This is a genomic window from Pseudomonas sp. RW3S2 (assembly GCF_014268955.1).
In the GTDB taxonomy this organism is placed as follows: domain Bacteria; phylum Pseudomonadota; class Gammaproteobacteria; order Pseudomonadales; family Pseudomonadaceae; genus Aquipseudomonas; species Aquipseudomonas wayambapalatensis.
The window spans coordinates 213899-228419 of record NZ_JABWRM010000010.1 but is presented as its reverse complement, the minus strand read 5'-3'; the positions used below and the strand labels follow the sequence as shown (position 1 = coordinate 228419).

Genomic DNA, 14521 nt, shown 5'->3' with positions numbered 1-14521 from the left:
GCACTCCTTTTCTCTACGCACGGGGGGCAGACCGCTCCTCTGCCAGGCATCCCCGATCGAGCAGCTAGTACAGATTGTGTTGAAGGGTGGAACACCCATGTTGCATGGGCGTACTCAGGGTAACATCGCGTCCGCTCGTCAAACGCCGGTGCAATATGTAGAAACAGATCGGCAAAAGCGCGCGGGGTAATGGCATGATCGGCGTGACGACGGACCGTCGAGCGACGTCCGTTTCCAGGATGGGAAACCTCAACAGAGGGGAACAGAAGTGTCTGCAGATACCCGCCCCGTTTCAGCGCAACCTCACCGTGAGCACACTATGGAACCTGGAAACGCCCAGCTGAGCATGACTGTCCTGATGACACCGGACATGGCCAACTTCTCGGGCAACGTACATGGCGGCACCCTGCTCAAGTACCTCGACGAAGTGGCTTATGCCTGCGCCAGCCGCTATGCCGGCACCTACGTCGTGACCCTGTCGGTGGATCAGGTGATCTTCCGCGAGCCGGTGCATGTCGGCGAACTGGTGACCTTCCTCGCCTCGGTCAACTACACCGGCAACACCTCCATGGAAGTGGGCATCAAGGTGGTGACCGAGAACATTCGCGAGCGCTCCGTTCGCCACTCCAACAGCTGCTTCTTCACCATGGTCGCGGTCGACGACAATCGCCGTCCGGTTGCGGTGCCGCCACGTCAGCCACAGAACAGCGAAGAGAAGCGCCGTTTCCTGCAAGGCCAGCAGCGCCGCCAGATCCGCCAGGAGCTGGAGAAGCGCTATCAGGACCTGAAGACCGAGTGATCTAGGCTCTGTGCCTCGAAGCGCACCCGCGGATGGGCGATACGGTCCTGCGCCCGCACCAGCTGCAACTCGTAGCTGGCGCAGGCCTGGGTTTCCAGCAGCACTTCGTGCACCGCCGCCGCGGTGAACTCGAAGGCCCGCAGCCACGAATCCCCCAGCAGTACCCGCGCCAGGAACAGCCCCGAGGTCAGGTCACCGACCCCCACTGGCTGGCGCGGAAACGCCAGCAGCGGACGGCGCAGGTGCCAGTTCTGTTCGCGGGTCACCAACAGCATCTCGAAAGCATCCTCGCCGCGCCCCGGGTACGCCAGGTGCTTGACCAGCACCACCTGCGGCCCGTGCTCCAGCAGGCTGCGCGCCATGACCACGCAATCCTCCAGCGACTGCGCATGCCGACCACAGAAACTGTCGAGCTCAAGCTGGTTGGGGCAGAGGATGTCGGCCACCGACGCCGCCTCCTTGAGCAGGAAGTCGCTGACCTCCTGGGGCACGATGCAGCCCTTCTCGGCATGGCCCATCACCGGGTCGCACAGGTACAACGCTCGCGGGTTGACCGCCTTGATCCGCTCGACGCCGGCCAGGATCGACCGCCCCTGTTCGGCACTGCCCAGGTAGCCCGACAGCACTGCATCGCAGTGGCCCAGCTCGCCGATATTGGAAATGCCTTCCACCAACGCAGGAATTTGCGCCGGAGCAAGCACTTCGCCAGCCCACTGGCCATACTGAGTGTGATTGGAGAACTGCACGGTGTTGAGCGGCCAGACATTGACGCCGATGCGCTGCATGGGAAACACCGCGGCGCTGTTTCCGGCATGGCCAAAGACCACATGGGACTGGATCGCGAGCAAGTGCGGTGTACGTTTCATGCAGGAGATTTCCGAAGCTGTGTGGATAACTGAAAGTCGAGCAGTATGAACCCGAAAGCCACCTGTACGACAGGCCAGGGACGCAGTTAAGCTGAAGCCACCTGTCTGGAGCATATGCAAATGTTGACCCTGGAGAACCTGTTCGTCCTGATGCTGTTGGCGACGGCTGGCGCCTGGCTGTGGCACAACCATGGCTTGCGTGAGAAGGCGCTGGAACGGGTCAAGCAGCATTGCGCGAAACTCGACCTGGAGCTGCTCGACGACGCCGTGGCCCTCAAGCGTATCGCCTTCGTGCGCGATGCCAGTGGCCGCAAGCGCCTGGCACGGGTCTATGCCTTCGAGTTCACCGTCACCGGTGAACAGCGTCACCCTGGCACCGTGACCCAGTTCGGTGCCCATACCGTACAGATCGAACTGGCGCCCTACCCGTTCGAGATAAAGACCCCGCCGCGCACCGACAACGTCATCGAAATGCAGCAATGGCGCCAGGAGCACAACCGCTGGCGCAACTGATCAGCCGTTTACGCGACAGTGCTCGATGGCGGCCTGAAGGGGCTGCAACGGCTGAGGCTGATCGAAGATCAGCTCGATGCGCGAGTCCCTGCGCCATTCGCTCGAACGCCACTCAGGCACACCGCCCTCCAGGCCGTTGAAAGATTGCCAACCCCGAGCGCTGTGGATAACCCCTTTGGCCCGCCGCCACGCCCATTGCGCGAGCACGCCACGCAATGCAGCCTCATCGAAGCGCTGGCTCGGGTGCCAGCGCCAGCCAACACTCCACCCGCCCTCACCTTGCTGCGCCTGGCAGATGGGCTCGCGCGGATCTGTCCACAGGGTAGCCAAGCTGACTGGAGTCTTGTCCACAGGCAGGCTGGAAAGACTCGCCGGGGGGAAAACCTCTGTGGGCAGAATGGGCAGCTTGTCCAGGGCGAGAACAGCATGATCCGTCCAGACCGCCCTGCTTCCGCCAAATTGCGCAGTTATCAACAGCCGCTGAGCGTCATCCACAGCCCCTGACTTGTTGAAAATCAACAACCCCGCCTGCGCCACTGCCTGCTGTTGCGCGTCGGGCAGCGGTTCTCCCCGCGCCAGCGCCACAGCATCCAGCACCATCAGCAGTGGCTGTACATCCAGCACACCGATCCAGGGTGCTTGCTTCAACTGCTCCAGCAATTGCACGGGATGACCGAGACCGGAGGGCTCGATGAACAGCCGGTCGGGCCTGGCCTTGCGCAGCAGACGCCCCAGGCCGACCTGAAACGGCGCCCCGTTGATACAACACAGGCAACCGCCCGCGACTTCACCGATGGCGACGCCGTCCTCGTCTGTGCTGAGCAGGGCAGCGTCGAGGCCGATCTGGCCGAACTCATTGACCAGCACCGCCCAGCGCTGGTTTTCCGGGCGCTGGCCGAGCAGGTGGCGAATCAGGCTGGTCTTGCCTGCGCCCAGTGGGCCGGCGATGACGTAGGTGGGAATGTGCTGCAACATGGTTCGAAGTCTAGGTGGACGTGAAGCCAGTCTATCTTGGATGCAGGTATCTTGCCTTTGCTGGTCTCTTCGCGGGCAAAACCCTCAACCCAACCAATCAAGGCTCAACAACAAACGTTTCTCACCGCGCGGCGTCGGCGGCGAGCGGTGCACCAGGCCCGCGCCCTCATTACCCAGCCACTTCTCCCCCTTGAGCAAGGCCACATCGCCCACCTGCAAGCGCCGAATGTTATCCACAGGTGCTTCCGCCAGTTGCAAGCGATTGCGGTCAATGTCGCGTTCTTCCAGCCACTCACTGCCGGCGCCCACATAGGTGGTCAGCAGGCGCAGCGGGACATGATCCACATGAAAGCGCGGACACATCGCCCCGTCGAGCACCTTCAGCCGCAGGCCCACGCGGCGTGCGCCCAGCAGGCAGGTATAGGCCGCCACCAGCCACGACACGTCAGCCACGAAGCCTTCGTAACCGTGCAGGTCCGCCGCCTCGGGCAGCAAGCGATGCAACACCGGTGCCTCCCGCTCATCCACCTCCATCACACGCTCATCCGACATCGACTGGCCAAGGTTAACCACCAGGGCCGCGAAGTCCTCGACCTGTGCCGGCAAGCGTCGCTGCCACACGGCCAGGTTGACGCCATCCTGAAGGATTTCGGTCAACACCTGCGGCGACTCACCGAACGCCTGGCGGATATCCACAAGCCGCGATGCCACCCTCATGCTGCCGCCTCCTCATACCAGGGGCCGAACGGGTCCGCCAGGCGCAACCAGGCCATCGGCCCTAGTTCCATCTCCTCATCCGTCAGCAAGCACGCTTCAAGCTCTGTGGATAACCGTGCGAAGTCGATGTTCTGACCGATGAACACCAGCTCCTGGCGGCAGTCGCCAGTCTCGACCGTCCACTGCTTGAGGATCGCTTCGAGGTTCTCTTCATCTTGCGGCCACTGCTCACGCGGCACAAAACGCCACCAGCGACCCGCCAAACCATGGCGCATCATGCCGCCTGCCTGCGACCAGCTGCCGGCTTCCTGGTACTTGCTGGCCAACCAGAAAAAGCCTTTCGAACGCAGCAGCCGGCCATTGCTCCAGCTGTTGTGGATAAAGTCGAAAAAGCGCTGTGGATGAAACGGCCTGCGCGCCTGCCAGGTGGTCGAGGCGATTCCGTACTCTTCGGTTTCCGGCACATGCTCGCCGCGCAGTTCCTGCAACCAGCCCGGCGCCTGGGACGCTTGCTCGAAGTCGAACAGCCCGGTATTCAGAATACGCTCCAGCGGCACCTGGCCCATCACCATCGGCACAATCTGGGCGCGAGCGTTGAGGCTGCGCAGGATTGCGCTCAGTTCCTCGCGTTCGTGCTGGCTGATCAGGTCGATCTTGCTCAGCAGCAACACGTCAGCGAACTCGATCTGCTCGATCAGCAAGTCGCTGATCGAGCGTTCGTCCTGCTCCCCCAGTGTTTCGCCACGACTGGCCAGGCTATCTGCCGCCTGGTAATCCCGCAGGAAGTTGAGGCCGTCCACCACAGTGACCATGGTATCCAGGCGCGCCATATCGGAGAGGCTACGGCCCTGTTCGTCACGGAAGGTGAAGGTCTCGGCCACCGGCAACGGTTCGGAAATGCCGGTGGATTCGATCAACAGGTAATCGAAGCGGCCTTCGTCGGCGAGCCGTGCCACTTCCTCGAGCAGGTCTTCGCGCAGGGTGCAGCAGATGCAGCCATTGCTCATCTCGACGAGCTTTTCTTCGGCGCGATTGAGGCTCACATTACGCTGTACCTCGCTGGCATCGATGTTGATTTCACTCATGTCGTTGACGATCACCGCAACCCGCAGGTTTTCACGGTTGCGCAGGACATGGTTGAGCAGCGTGCTCTTGCCGGCCCCGAGGAAGCCGGACAGCACGGTGACGGGAAGGCGGTTGGTCATGGTGAACCTCATCGGGCAAAGCGCATTCGAAACGATGCATTGCACAACGTTATAATATAACAATACAATTTCGCCAAGCCGCGTCTGTCGAACGGCTGCCCGAGAGGATGGACATGAAGCACTCGAACCTCGCCCTATTGCTGCTGGCACTTGCCGTGCCCATCCCGCTCTACGCTGCGATCCCACAGCCCGGCCTGGCGCTGTGCACCCGCAGCGCCACGCTGTTGGCCTGCGAAGACGGCAAGGGCAGTTACTACAGTGTGCGAACCGAAGGCCGAGACTTTCATCTGCGCGGGTATGACAGCAACAGTCGACGACTCTGGGCGCAGACCAACAGCCGCTATGGACAGATGACCTTTTTCACCGGCCTGGCCAGCGACGGCGAAGCCTGGGTGGGCTACAGCCGCCGCGTTGGTTGGACCACCCTGAACCGCGTATCCAGCTCAAGCGGCCAACGTTTCAACCTGCACTGCAGCTTGATCGGAGGTTGCCGCTGAAGCCCCTTTTTCATGGACTCTATCGATGACCAGCCTGACGCTTCCCGACATCGCCGCGCAAACCAGCCACAAGCTCCAACCCCTGGACTGGGTCGGGATGCGCGGTATCGCCCTGCCTGTGCAATTGAATGGGCATCGCCTCAGCGCCTGGGCTGACGCCGGCGTGAGCCTGGATGATGGCGAATCGCGCGGTATCCATATGTCGCGCCTGTACCTCGCCCTGGAAGCACTGGAGCACACCGAGCTGACCCCCTTGGCACTGCGCCAGCTCCTGGCTCGCTTTCTCGACAGCCACGAAGGGCTTTCGTCCAGCGCCTACCTGCGATTGAAGTTCGACTATCTGCTGAAACGTCCTGCGCTCGTGAGCCCATTGGAAGGCTGGAAACGCTACCCGATCATCCTTGACGCACGCATCGAGAATGAGATGTTCCACGTGGAACAACACGTGGAAATCCCCTATTCGTCGACCTGCCCATGCTCCGCTGCGCTGGCCCGCCAGCTGATTCAACAGCAATTCCTCAAGGATTTCACCAACCAGACACTCGACCCACAGGCCATCCTGCAATGGCTTGGCAGCAGCGCAGGTATCGTCGCGACGCCCCACAGTCAGCGTAGTCAGGCCATCGTCAAGGTGCGCCTGCAGCACAACCTGCAGACGCTACCGCTCGACGCGCTGATCGATACCGTGGAAAGCGCATTGGGCACAGCAGTGCAGACGGCCGTGAAAAGAGCCGACGAACAGGCGTTCGCCTTGGCCAATGGTCAGAACCTGATGTTCTGCGAAGATGCTGCACGTCGCCTGCACCGAGCGTTGCGCGAACTGGAATGGGCCACCGGCTTCGACCTGCGCGTGGAACATGCAGAAAGCCTGCATGCCCACGACGCAGTGGCTGCCAGCCAATGGCAATGGTGAGGCGCTAGCTAGCTGCGCGGACGTACGTTTCCGCAGTCATTACCCAGCCACACCGCCCGGGTGTTCATGCTGCCCTGCTGCTGAACACCCGAGGCATTGAAGGTGCCGCTGACCTGGGTGGTGAATTCGCGATCACTGAGGAAGGTTGCCTGACCGGTGCCTTGGGCCTTGGGGCAACTGAACTGGAACTTCCAGACATTGCCTTGGCGGTCGGTGATCTTCTGCGTGCAACCTGACTGCGGATCCTGCAGCGGAATATCGTTGGTAGCGACCTGCTCTGGTGTCAGGCACGAGCGCACGCCATTGCCACCCACGGTGATGCCTTGCTTGGCCAAGGCGCCCTCCATCATGGCGCGCTGCTCCGGCGGCAGGTTCTTCAGTTGGCCGAGCATGAACGCCATGTCGGGCAGTGGCTTGCCGTCGACCTGCATGTTGCTGGTGGTCAACTCCCACAGACCGGGTTGCAGCATCTGCGCTTGCGCCAGCAGCGGGCTGCCCAGGCCCAATGCCAGGGCAATCAGTGGCAGACGAATCTTCATGGATCAGTGCTCCTCGAAATACCGGCTCCAGGCCGGACAGAGCCTTAGACGTCTTTTTCGCCCGCGGGTTGCAAGCGGCCCCGGGAACATGCTCTGTTAGGCGGCAGTGCTCTTGGAATGCAGGATGCGTATGGATTACCACAGCCCCTACTTCTTCGGTTACCTGCTCGGACTGATTCACTTCCTGGGCATCGTCGCTGCGCTGCATGCGGTGTTCACCGTGCGTACCGCTCAGGGCGCAATCGCCTGGGCAATGTCACTGTTCTTCATTCCCTACCTGACCCTGGTGCCCTATCTGGTCTTTGGCGCCCGCTCCTTCTACGCCTATATCCAGGCGCGGCGCCAGGCCAACCAGGAGATGCACGTGGCGATGGCCGACCTCAACTGGCGCCCCTGGGTGGAGGAAGCCCTGACCGCGCGGGAGTCGGAAAGCTACGCGGCATTACGCGCCATGCCCAAGCTTGGCCGCATGCCCTGCCTGGCCAACAACCAGGTGAAATTGCTGATCGATGGCACTGCGACCTTCGACGCGATCTTCGCTGCCATCAGCGAGGCGCGGGACACTGTGCTGGTGCAGTTCTTCATCATCCACGACGACGCCATCGGCCAGGAGCTGCAACAACTGCTCCTGCGCAAGGCCGCTGAAGGGGTAAGGGTTTACGTATTGTTCGATCAGGTCGGCAGCCATGCCTTGCCGGCGCGTTACAGCCAAGTGCTGCGCGAGGGTGGCGTACAGATCCAGGCCTTTTCCTCGCGCCGTGGCTGGTTCAACCGCTTCCAGGTCAACTTCCGTAACCACCGCAAGATCGTCGTGGTCGATGGCCTGCTCGGCTTCGTTGGCGGGCACAATGTCGGCGATGAGTACATGGGTGGGCATCCGCGGCTGTCGCCCTGGCGTGACACCCATGTCCAGGTCAGCGGCCCGGTGCTGGCCTGTCTGCAGGAGTCGTTCGCCGAAGACTGGTACTGGGCCACCCGTGCCTTGCCGCCGCTGATCCTGCCGGATGCCTATCCGGAGAACGGCGTGTTGTGCCAGGCCCTCGCCACTGGCCCGGCCGACCCCCAGGAAACCTGCCAACTGTTCTTCGTCGAAGCCATCCACTCGGCGACCCGGCGCATCTGGATCACCAGCCCCTATTTCATTCCCGACGAGGCAGTGTTCGCAGCCCTGCGCCTGGCGGTGCTGCGTGGCGTCGATGTGCGAATCCTGATCCCGTCGAGGCCAGACCACCGCATCGTCTATGCCGCGTCCAGTCTGTTCGCCTTCGAGGCGGTGCGGGCAGGTGTGCGGATGTTTCGTTATCAGCCAGGGTTCCTGCACCAGAAGGTGGTGCTGGTGGACGACGATGTCAGCGCCATCGGCAGTGCCAACCTCGACAACCGCTCGTTCCGTCTGAATTTCGAGATCACCTTGCTGACCATCGACCGCGCCTTTGCCGATCAGGTCGAGGCCATGCTGCTGTGCGACTTCGAGCAGTCGCGGGAGATAACCGCCGAAGACAGCCGCGACACTCATCGGCTGCAGCAGTTGGGGATGCGCATCGCGCGCCTGATTTCACCGATTCTGTAGCCAGAAAAGAAGCGGGGCCGCAAAGGCGGCCCCGTCTTGATCAACGATAGAGATCTTCTCGCGTCCACGGCAGGTCGTGGTGGCCATCCGCATACGGCTTCACTGCAAGAATCTGATGCAGGTTGATCCAGCCCTTGGTGAAGGCATAGGCGCATCCGGCCAGGTACAGCCGCCAGATCCGCAGCGTCTTCTCCGGCACCAGCGCCGCAGCGCGATGCAGCTGGTTCTCGAGGTTTTCACTCCAGTGATTGAGGGTCTTGGCGTAGTGCAGGCGCAGGCTTTCCACGTCCACCACTTCCAGCCCTGCCTCACAGATACGCGCGGTAATCATCGAGATGTGCGGCAGCTCGCCGTGCGGGAATACATAACGATCGATGAAATCCCCAGCACCTCGCCCAACCGGCCGACCATCCACATGCTTGGCGGTGATGCCATGGTTCATCACCAGGCCGCCTTCACGTACGGCGCCGAACAGTCGCTGGCAGTACAGTTCGAGGTTGGCATGGCCGACGTGTTCGAACATGCCGACGCTGACCGCCTTGTCGAAACGGCCATCCTGGGGCAGGTCGCGGTAGTCGAGGATCTGCAGGTCGACCTTGTCGGCCAGTCCTTCATCCTTGACCCGCTGGCGCCCCAGCGTCAGTTGCTCCTTGCTAAGGGTGATGCCGAATACCTTGGCGCCATATTCGCGTGCGGCAAAACGCGCCAGGCCGCCCCAACCGCAGCCGACATCCAGCAAGTAATCGCCGGCCTGCAGCCGCAGCTTGCGACACAGATGGTCGAACTTGTCTTGCTGGGCCTGGGCGAGGGTGTTGTCCGGCTCCTTGAAGTAGGCGCAGGAATAAGCCATGTCCGGATCGAGCCACAGTTGGTAGAACTCGTTGGACAGGTCGTAATGGTAGGAAATGGCTTCGGCGTCGGTTTTCTTGTCGTGCGAGGTGCGCACCGGGACTACATCTTCATCGTCTTTGAGCAAAGCCTCGCTGAGCTCGTCGCAAACGCGGATGACTTCGCCAATGTTCCCTTCGAGTTCAAGCTTGCCCTCGACAAAGGCTGTGCCCAGTTCATCCATGCTCGGGTGCGTCAGCTGACTGATCAGTTGAGGCTCCTTGACCAGGATGGTGACCTGCGGGCTAGGCCCTAGATCGAACTGGTTGCCGTCCCACAGCTTTAGACGTAAAGGCAAGTGCAGGCTCTGCAACGCAGGTGGAAGTTGCGCAAGCATGAAAGACCCCCTTTCAATTACGGACGCCGTACAAGGATTCGAGCGTCACCGGATCAGGGTAGTTCATTCGTCGGAAGTTTCCTTTTATAGCGACCATAGTCCAATGCTAACGGCCATACCGCGACCAACAGATTGTATACAATCTTCCATTCAGCGACTAACCTTGTGGCCCTCTCGCGCATCTTCTTCCCTGGAGTGAATCCCATGAAATCCTATGATGTGGTGATCATCGGTGGCGGCCCTGGCGGCTACAACGCGGCCATCCGTGCCGGTCAGCTGGGCCTGAGCGTGGCCTGCGTCGAAGGACGTTCGACCCTCGGCGGCACCTGCCTGAACGTCGGCTGCATGCCCTCCAAGGCGCTGCTGCATGCCTCCGAATTGTACGAAGCCGCCAGCGGCAGCGAGTTCGCGCACCTGGGCATCGAGGTCAAGCCGACCCTGAACCTGGCGCAGATGATGAAACAGAAAGATGAAAGCGTGAGCGGCCTGACCAAGGGTATCGAGTACCTGTTCCGCAAGAACAAGGTCGACTGGGTCAAGGGCTGGGGCCGCCTCGACGGCGCCGGCAAGGTCATCGTCAAGGCCGAGGATGGCAGCGAAACCACGCTTCAGGCCAAAGATGTCGTGATCGCCACCGGCTCCGAGCCAACCCCTCTGCCGGGGGTGAAAATCGACAACCAACGCATCATCGACTCCACCGGCGCCTTGTCGCTGCCCCAGGTTCCCAAGCACCTGGTGGTCATCGGCGCGGGCGTGATCGGCCTTGAACTGGGTTCGGTCTGGCGTCGCCTGGGGGCCGAAGTGACCGTGATCGAATACCTCGACCGCATCTGCCCCGGCACCGACGAGGAAACCGCCAGGACCCTGCAAAAAGCCCTGGCCAAACAGGGCATGAGCTTCAAGCTCGGCAGCAAGGTGACCCAGGCCACGCCTTCGGCGAGCAGCGTCAGCCTGACGCTTGAGCCTGCCGCTGGCGGCGATGCGCAAACCCTGGAGGCCGACTATGTACTGGTGGCCATCGGCCGCCGCCCGTACACCCAAGGCCTGAACCTGGAAAGCGTCGGCCTGCAGACCGACAAACGCGGCATGCTCGCCAATGACCACCACCGCTCCCAGGTCCCCGGCATCTGGGTGATCGGCGACGTCACCTCTGGGCCGATGCTCGCGCACAAGGCCGAAGACGAAGCGGTGTCGTGCATCGAGCGCATTGCCGGCAAGGCGCATGAGGTCAACTACAACCTGATCCCCGGCGTTATCTACACACGACCGGAACTGGCGAGCGTCGGCAAGACCGAAGAACAGCTCAAGGCCGAGGGCCGTGCCTACAAGGTCGGCAAGTTCCCCTTCACCGCCAACAGCCGCGCCAAGATCAACCATGAGACCGAAGGCTTCGCCAAGGTGCTGGCCGATGCCGAGACCGACGAGGTGCTGGGTGTGCATCTGGTCGGGCCGAGCGTCAGCGAGATGATTGGCGAGTTCTGCGTGGCCATGGAGTTCAGCGCTTCGGCCGAGGATATCGCCCTGACTTGCCACCCGCATCCGACCCGCTCCGAAGCCTTGCGCCAGGCAGCGATGAACGTGGAAGGGATGGCGATGCAGATCTAAGCACAAGGCCGCTCCTGCAGCGACCACGAAGCCTGCAGGAGCGCCCGCCCGAGCCCCTACCCCACCGCCCAGTTCTTATCCACAGCCCGCCCGAAACGCCTCGCCAGGAAAGGCGTAAGGTCCAGCGGCAGTGGCTCGCTGTGGATAACCTTGTCCAGCAGCACGCCGGTAATGGCCGAGGTGAGAATCCCGGTGCGGAAGTGTCCACAGGCGTTGAAGTAGCCGGGCACGTCATCCACAGGACCGAGAATCGGCAGTTCATCAGGCGACCCGGGCCGCAATCCTGCCCAGGTGCGCTTCAGGCTCACCTGCGCCAGTTCCGGCACACAACGCACAGCCCCCTGCACCAACCCGGCAATTTCGGGGAAGGTAGTGCTGACATCGAAGCCCTTGTCTTCCGTAGTGCTGCCAATCAGGATCTCGCCATTATCCTTTTGAGCCATGTAGCAATCACTGGTGGTCAGGCAGCCATCGAGCAGCTTGGGCAGACGTTCGGTGAGAACGATCTGGCCTTTCACCGGCTTGACCGGGATCGAAGTGCCGGTGGCCCACTCACTGAGCTCGCCCGCCCAGGCCCCCGCGGCATTGAGCAAGGTGTGGCAATGGAACCCCCCCGCCTCGGCAGTACGCACGCCCTTGATCTGCGAGTTCCCATGCAGCACATCGGTGATGTTTGTGTTCAGGTACAGATCGACGCCGTTCTGCCGCGCGGCTTCCAGATAGGCATCGCCCAGACGGAACGGGCTGACCTGGTGATCGCAGAGGAACTCCAGCGCCCCCTTGGCCTGCAGGGTCACCGCCGGCTCCCTCTCGCGCAGTGCCTGGCGATCCAGCCAGCGCACCTGGTCCGCCAGATGCGGGATCTGCGCGACGATGTGCTCGGCGTACAGTTGGTCCTCATCGTCCTGGATGATGTACTTCAATCCGGTGCGCTCGAACTTGAAGTCCATGCCATGGCGCTCGATCAGCTCCTGGTGCAGCTGTGGATAAAGTGCGTTGGATTGCAGTGCCAGGTCGAAAAAGCACTGCGGCAGGATATGCGGCGTGCTCGAATCCACTGCCACTGCTGCGCCATGGGCCTCGCGTTTGCTGCGCGAGGACATCATGCGAAAGAAGATCACTCCGCACCCAAGGCCCACGGACTCGCCGATGGCCCACAGGCCGCCCGCCGATGCACGTGTCGCATTACCTGGACGCTTGCTGTCGATCAGGGCGATTTTCAGCCCCTTGCGCTTGGACAACTGATAGGCACACGAAGCGCCGATCACCCCGCCACCGGCGATGACGATGTCATAGGTCTTGTTCATGCTCAGGCCTCCGTGGCCAGGTGCTGGAATGCGGAAAATGGGATGGGATCGATCGGGAAACGCGGTCGCAGCCAGCCGACATCCGCTCGCCCGGTGCTGGCGCGCAGGCGATCGCTGCAGTAGCCCACACACATGCGCCCCTGGCAGTCGCCCATGCTCACCCGCGTGCGCATCTTCAGGCTGGCCATGTCCTGCACGCCTTGCTCGAGCGCCAGGTCGATATCGCTGCGGGTGACGTGCTCGCAGCGGCAGATCACCGTGTCGGCCTGCGGCAGCTCGATCTGCGCTGCGCCACGTTGGGTATAGCGCTCGACACCCGCTCTGAAGCGCGTGATCGCAGCCAGCTTGCCCAGGTATCGCTCGCGCCGCTCGATGGCCTGGTTGGCGTCGAGCACTCCGCGTTGCTGCAGGATCGACACCGCAGCGATGCGCCCGGTCAGCATCGCTGCCTCGCCACCACGGATACCACCCATGTCGCCGGCCAGGTGGATATGCGCCTGGCTGCTCTGCTGCCAGACATTGCATACCGCGCGCAGGTAGCCGTCGTCGCTGAACCCATGCGTTAGCCCCAACTGCTGGCTGAGCTGGGTGCGCGGGATGAAGCCATAGCCGACTGCCAAGGTGTCCACCGGCTCGCGCCGCACGCGGCTCATGTCGGCTTTCCAATCCTGGCCATAGGGCGCAAGGCTGACTTCGCGCAGTTCACCTTCACCACTGGCGCTGACCAAGCCCCAGCCATAGTGCATCGCAATGCCGTTGAGCTTCATGTACGCCAGCATGCTGAGGCCGTCGAGAAACAGCTGCGGTTTATTCAGCAGCGCCAGGCTTTCCTTGGCGATACGGTTGAAGGCGCAGGCCTCATAGACTCCGGCAACCTTGGCGCCAGCCGCATGCAGTTGGCAGGCCACCAGCGGCAGCAGTGGACCGGTCCCTGCGATCAAAGTGCTGCCCAGTGGCTTGACCGCACCGCTCTTGATCTGCAACTGCAGCCCGCCCAGCAGCATCACGCCAGGCAGCGTCCAGCCGGGGAACGGCACATTGCGCTCATGGCAGCCGGCCGAGAGCAGCAGATGGGAATAGTCGATCTCGTGCAGTTGCTCGTCGGCATCGAGCACCATAAGGCGCTCGGTATCACCGCCAACCACACGATGGTTGAGGCGCAGGTCGATGTGCTCGGCGTTGGCGGCGAAATCCTCGTGCAATGTCTGTAGCGCCTTGCTGTAGCGCGCCCCCAGGTAACCCAGGTCGACACCGGCGCGCAGCGGCCCGCGATAGACCACGCCACCCGGACGCGACGCTTCATCGAACAGCAGGCAATCGACACCCTGCTCGGCCAGTTCGATGGCCGCCGCCATGCCGGCCGAGCCACCGCCGACGATCACTGGACGCAAGCTCATGACTGCGCCCCCTCGACAACGCGGTTGACCTCGGTCTCTACCCGCATTCCATGGCGGACTACCGTCTGACAGGCACGGCGCTTGGGCCGTCCGTCGATCGCCACCAGACAGCAATGGCACACGCCCATGCCGCAGAAGGCGCCAGCTGGCTGGCCATGATCGTTCTGCGCCAGACGGCGCAGGCCAACGGCGTTGAGTACGCTGAGTACCGTCTCGCCTTCGGCGGCCTGCACCGCCTGGCCATTGAGTTGAAGGGTGATGTCAGCCGCCTCGAGCGGCTGTATGTCGAGCACGCGTTCCAGTGTTTGCATGAGCTTCGTCCTTGTTGAAAAAACAACCGACGATACGACAAAGCTCTGTAGGGAAACATTGACACAATCCGTAGGAAATGAA

15 protein-coding genes are annotated in these 14521 nt (G+C 62.3%); 6 read left to right on the top strand and 9 right to left on the bottom strand.

Going from position 1 to position 14521, the window contains the following annotated elements:
• Window positions 1-319: 319 nt before the first annotated feature.
• A complete protein-coding gene (locus HU748_RS16595; protein WP_054892983.1) occupies window positions 320-799 on the top strand; it encodes an acyl-CoA thioesterase in 480 nt (159 codons plus the stop codon).
• On the opposite strand, the gene pdxY is transcribed toward HU748_RS16595, so the two are convergent.
• Window positions 778-1665 carry a pyridoxal kinase PdxY gene (pdxY, locus tag HU748_RS16590; protein WP_186721154.1) on the bottom strand — a complete coding sequence of 296 codons (888 nt, stop codon included), beginning with the start codon at window positions 1663-1665 and terminating at the stop codon, window positions 778-780. The genes HU748_RS16595 and pdxY overlap by 22 nt on opposite strands.
• A 120-nt stretch (window positions 1666-1785) precedes the next feature.
• On the opposite strand from pdxY, the gene HU748_RS16585 reads away from it, so the two are divergent.
• On the top strand, window positions 1786-2178 hold the full coding sequence (locus tag HU748_RS16585; RefSeq protein WP_186721152.1) for a DUF3301 domain-containing protein: 393 nt from the start codon (window positions 1786-1788) through the stop codon (window positions 2176-2178).
• Here the strand turns inward: HU748_RS16585 and HU748_RS16580 are convergent, their stop codons facing one another.
• From HU748_RS16580 to zigA, 3 genes are all read right to left on the bottom strand, one after another.
• Window positions 2179-3153, bottom strand: a complete 975-nt coding sequence (locus tag HU748_RS16580) for a CobW family GTP-binding protein (RefSeq protein ID WP_186670149.1) — start codon at window positions 3151-3153, stop codon at window positions 2179-2181.
• An 84-nt stretch (window positions 3154-3237) separates the two neighbouring features.
• Window positions 3238-3870, bottom strand: coding sequence for a DUF1826 domain-containing protein (locus HU748_RS16575; protein WP_186721150.1), 633 nt, complete (start codon window positions 3868-3870; stop codon window positions 3238-3240).
• Window positions 3867-5075: a zinc metallochaperone GTPase ZigA gene (gene zigA / locus HU748_RS16570; RefSeq protein ID WP_186721148.1), complete on the bottom strand. Its 1209-nt coding sequence runs from the start codon at window positions 5073-5075 to the stop codon at window positions 3867-3869. The genes HU748_RS16575 and zigA overlap by 4 nt, the downstream gene beginning before the upstream one ends.
• A gap of 113 nt (window positions 5076-5188) precedes the next feature.
• On the opposite strand from zigA, the gene HU748_RS16565 reads away from it, so the two are divergent.
• Both HU748_RS16565 and folE2 read left to right on the top strand, forming a co-directional pair.
• Window positions 5189-5572, top strand: a complete 384-nt coding sequence (locus HU748_RS16565; protein WP_063541878.1) for a hypothetical protein — start codon at window positions 5189-5191, stop codon at window positions 5570-5572.
• A gap of 25 nt (window positions 5573-5597) precedes the next feature.
• The gene (folE2, locus tag HU748_RS16560; RefSeq protein WP_186721147.1) at window positions 5598-6485 is read left to right on the top strand and encodes a GTP cyclohydrolase FolE2; all 888 of its coding nucleotides are present in this window, start codon (window positions 5598-5600) and stop codon (window positions 6483-6485) included.
• A gap of 8 nt (window positions 6486-6493) precedes the next feature.
• Here folE2 and HU748_RS16555 read toward each other — a convergent pair whose 3' ends face one another.
• Window positions 6494-7024: a DUF3617 domain-containing protein gene (locus tag HU748_RS16555; protein ID WP_054892991.1), complete on the bottom strand. Its 531-nt coding sequence runs from the start codon at window positions 7022-7024 to the stop codon at window positions 6494-6496.
• A 130-nt stretch (window positions 7025-7154) separates the two neighbouring features.
• Here HU748_RS16555 and cls point away from each other — a divergent pair, with 130 nt between their 5' ends.
• A complete protein-coding gene (gene cls, locus HU748_RS16550) occupies window positions 7155-8594 on the top strand; it encodes a cardiolipin synthase (protein WP_186670233.1) in 1440 nt (479 codons plus the stop codon).
• Window positions 8595-8634: 40 nt separating this feature from the next.
• Here the strand turns inward: cls and cfaB are convergent, their stop codons facing one another.
• The gene (gene cfaB, locus HU748_RS16545) at window positions 8635-9819 is read right to left on the bottom strand and encodes a C17 cyclopropane fatty acid synthase CfaB (RefSeq protein ID WP_063541884.1); all 1185 of its coding nucleotides are present in this window, start codon (window positions 9817-9819) and stop codon (window positions 8635-8637) included.
• 204 nt (window positions 9820-10023) lie between these two features.
• On the opposite strand from cfaB, the gene lpdA reads away from it, so the two are divergent.
• Window positions 10024-11424 carry a dihydrolipoyl dehydrogenase gene (lpdA, locus tag HU748_RS16540; RefSeq protein WP_186721146.1) on the top strand — a complete coding sequence of 467 codons (1401 nt, stop codon included), beginning with the start codon at window positions 10024-10026 and terminating at the stop codon, window positions 11422-11424.
• 56 nt (window positions 11425-11480) lie between these two features.
• Here lpdA and hcnC read toward each other — a convergent pair whose 3' ends face one another.
• The 3 genes from hcnC to hcnA are packed head-to-tail and all read right to left on the bottom strand — an operon-like array spanning window position 11481 to window position 14439.
• On the bottom strand, window positions 11481-12731 hold the full coding sequence (gene hcnC, locus HU748_RS16535) for a cyanide-forming glycine dehydrogenase subunit HcnC (protein ID WP_186721145.1): 1251 nt from the start codon (window positions 12729-12731) through the stop codon (window positions 11481-11483).
• Window positions 12732-12733: 2 nt separating this feature from the next.
• Window positions 12734-14128: a cyanide-forming glycine dehydrogenase subunit HcnB gene (gene hcnB / locus HU748_RS16530; protein ID WP_186670162.1), complete on the bottom strand. Its 1395-nt coding sequence runs from the start codon at window positions 14126-14128 to the stop codon at window positions 12734-12736.
• Window positions 14125-14439, bottom strand: a complete 315-nt coding sequence (hcnA, locus tag HU748_RS16525; protein ID WP_186721144.1) for a cyanide-forming glycine dehydrogenase subunit HcnA — start codon at window positions 14437-14439, stop codon at window positions 14125-14127. The genes hcnB and hcnA overlap by 4 nt, the downstream gene beginning before the upstream one ends.
• Window positions 14440-14521 lie beyond the last annotated feature (82 nt).

Coding starts and splice junctions, on each gene's coding strand:
- HU748_RS16555 (WP_054892991.1), bottom strand. CDS start 7,024: ATGAAGATTCGTCTGCCACTGATTGCCCTGGCATTGGGCCTGGGCAGC.
- cfaB (WP_063541884.1), bottom strand. CDS start 9,819: ATGCTTGCGCAACTTCCACCTGCGTTGCAGAGCCTGCACTTGCCTTTA.
- cls (WP_186670233.1), top strand. CDS start 7,155: ATGGATTACCACAGCCCCTACTTCTTCGGTTACCTGCTCGGACTGATT.
- hcnB (WP_186670162.1), bottom strand. CDS start 14,128: ATGAGCTTGCGTCCAGTGATCGTCGGCGGTGGCTCGGCCGGCATGGCG.
- HU748_RS16575 (WP_186721150.1), bottom strand. CDS start 3,870: ATGAGGGTGGCATCGCGGCTTGTGGATATCCGCCAGGCGTTCGGTGAG.
- hcnA (WP_186721144.1), bottom strand. CDS start 14,439: ATGCAAACACTGGAACGCGTGCTCGACATACAGCCGCTCGAGGCGGCT.
- HU748_RS16580 (WP_186670149.1), bottom strand. CDS start 3,153: ATGTTGCAGCACATTCCCACCTACGTCATCGCCGGCCCACTGGGCGCA.
- hcnC (WP_186721145.1), bottom strand. CDS start 12,731: ATGAACAAGACCTATGACATCGTCATCGCCGGTGGCGGGGTGATCGGC.
- lpdA (WP_186721146.1), top strand. CDS start 10,024: ATGAAATCCTATGATGTGGTGATCATCGGTGGCGGCCCTGGCGGCTAC.
- pdxY (WP_186721154.1), bottom strand. CDS start 1,665: ATGAAACGTACACCGCACTTGCTCGCGATCCAGTCCCATGTGGTCTTT.
- folE2 (WP_186721147.1), top strand. CDS start 5,598: ATGACCAGCCTGACGCTTCCCGACATCGCCGCGCAAACCAGCCACAAG.
- HU748_RS16585 (WP_186721152.1), top strand. CDS start 1,786: ATGTTGACCCTGGAGAACCTGTTCGTCCTGATGCTGTTGGCGACGGCT.
- HU748_RS16565 (WP_063541878.1), top strand. CDS start 5,189: ATGAAGCACTCGAACCTCGCCCTATTGCTGCTGGCACTTGCCGTGCCC.
- zigA (WP_186721148.1), bottom strand. CDS start 5,075: ATGACCAACCGCCTTCCCGTCACCGTGCTGTCCGGCTTCCTCGGGGCC.
- HU748_RS16595 (WP_054892983.1), top strand. CDS start 320: ATGGAACCTGGAAACGCCCAGCTGAGCATGACTGTCCTGATGACACCG.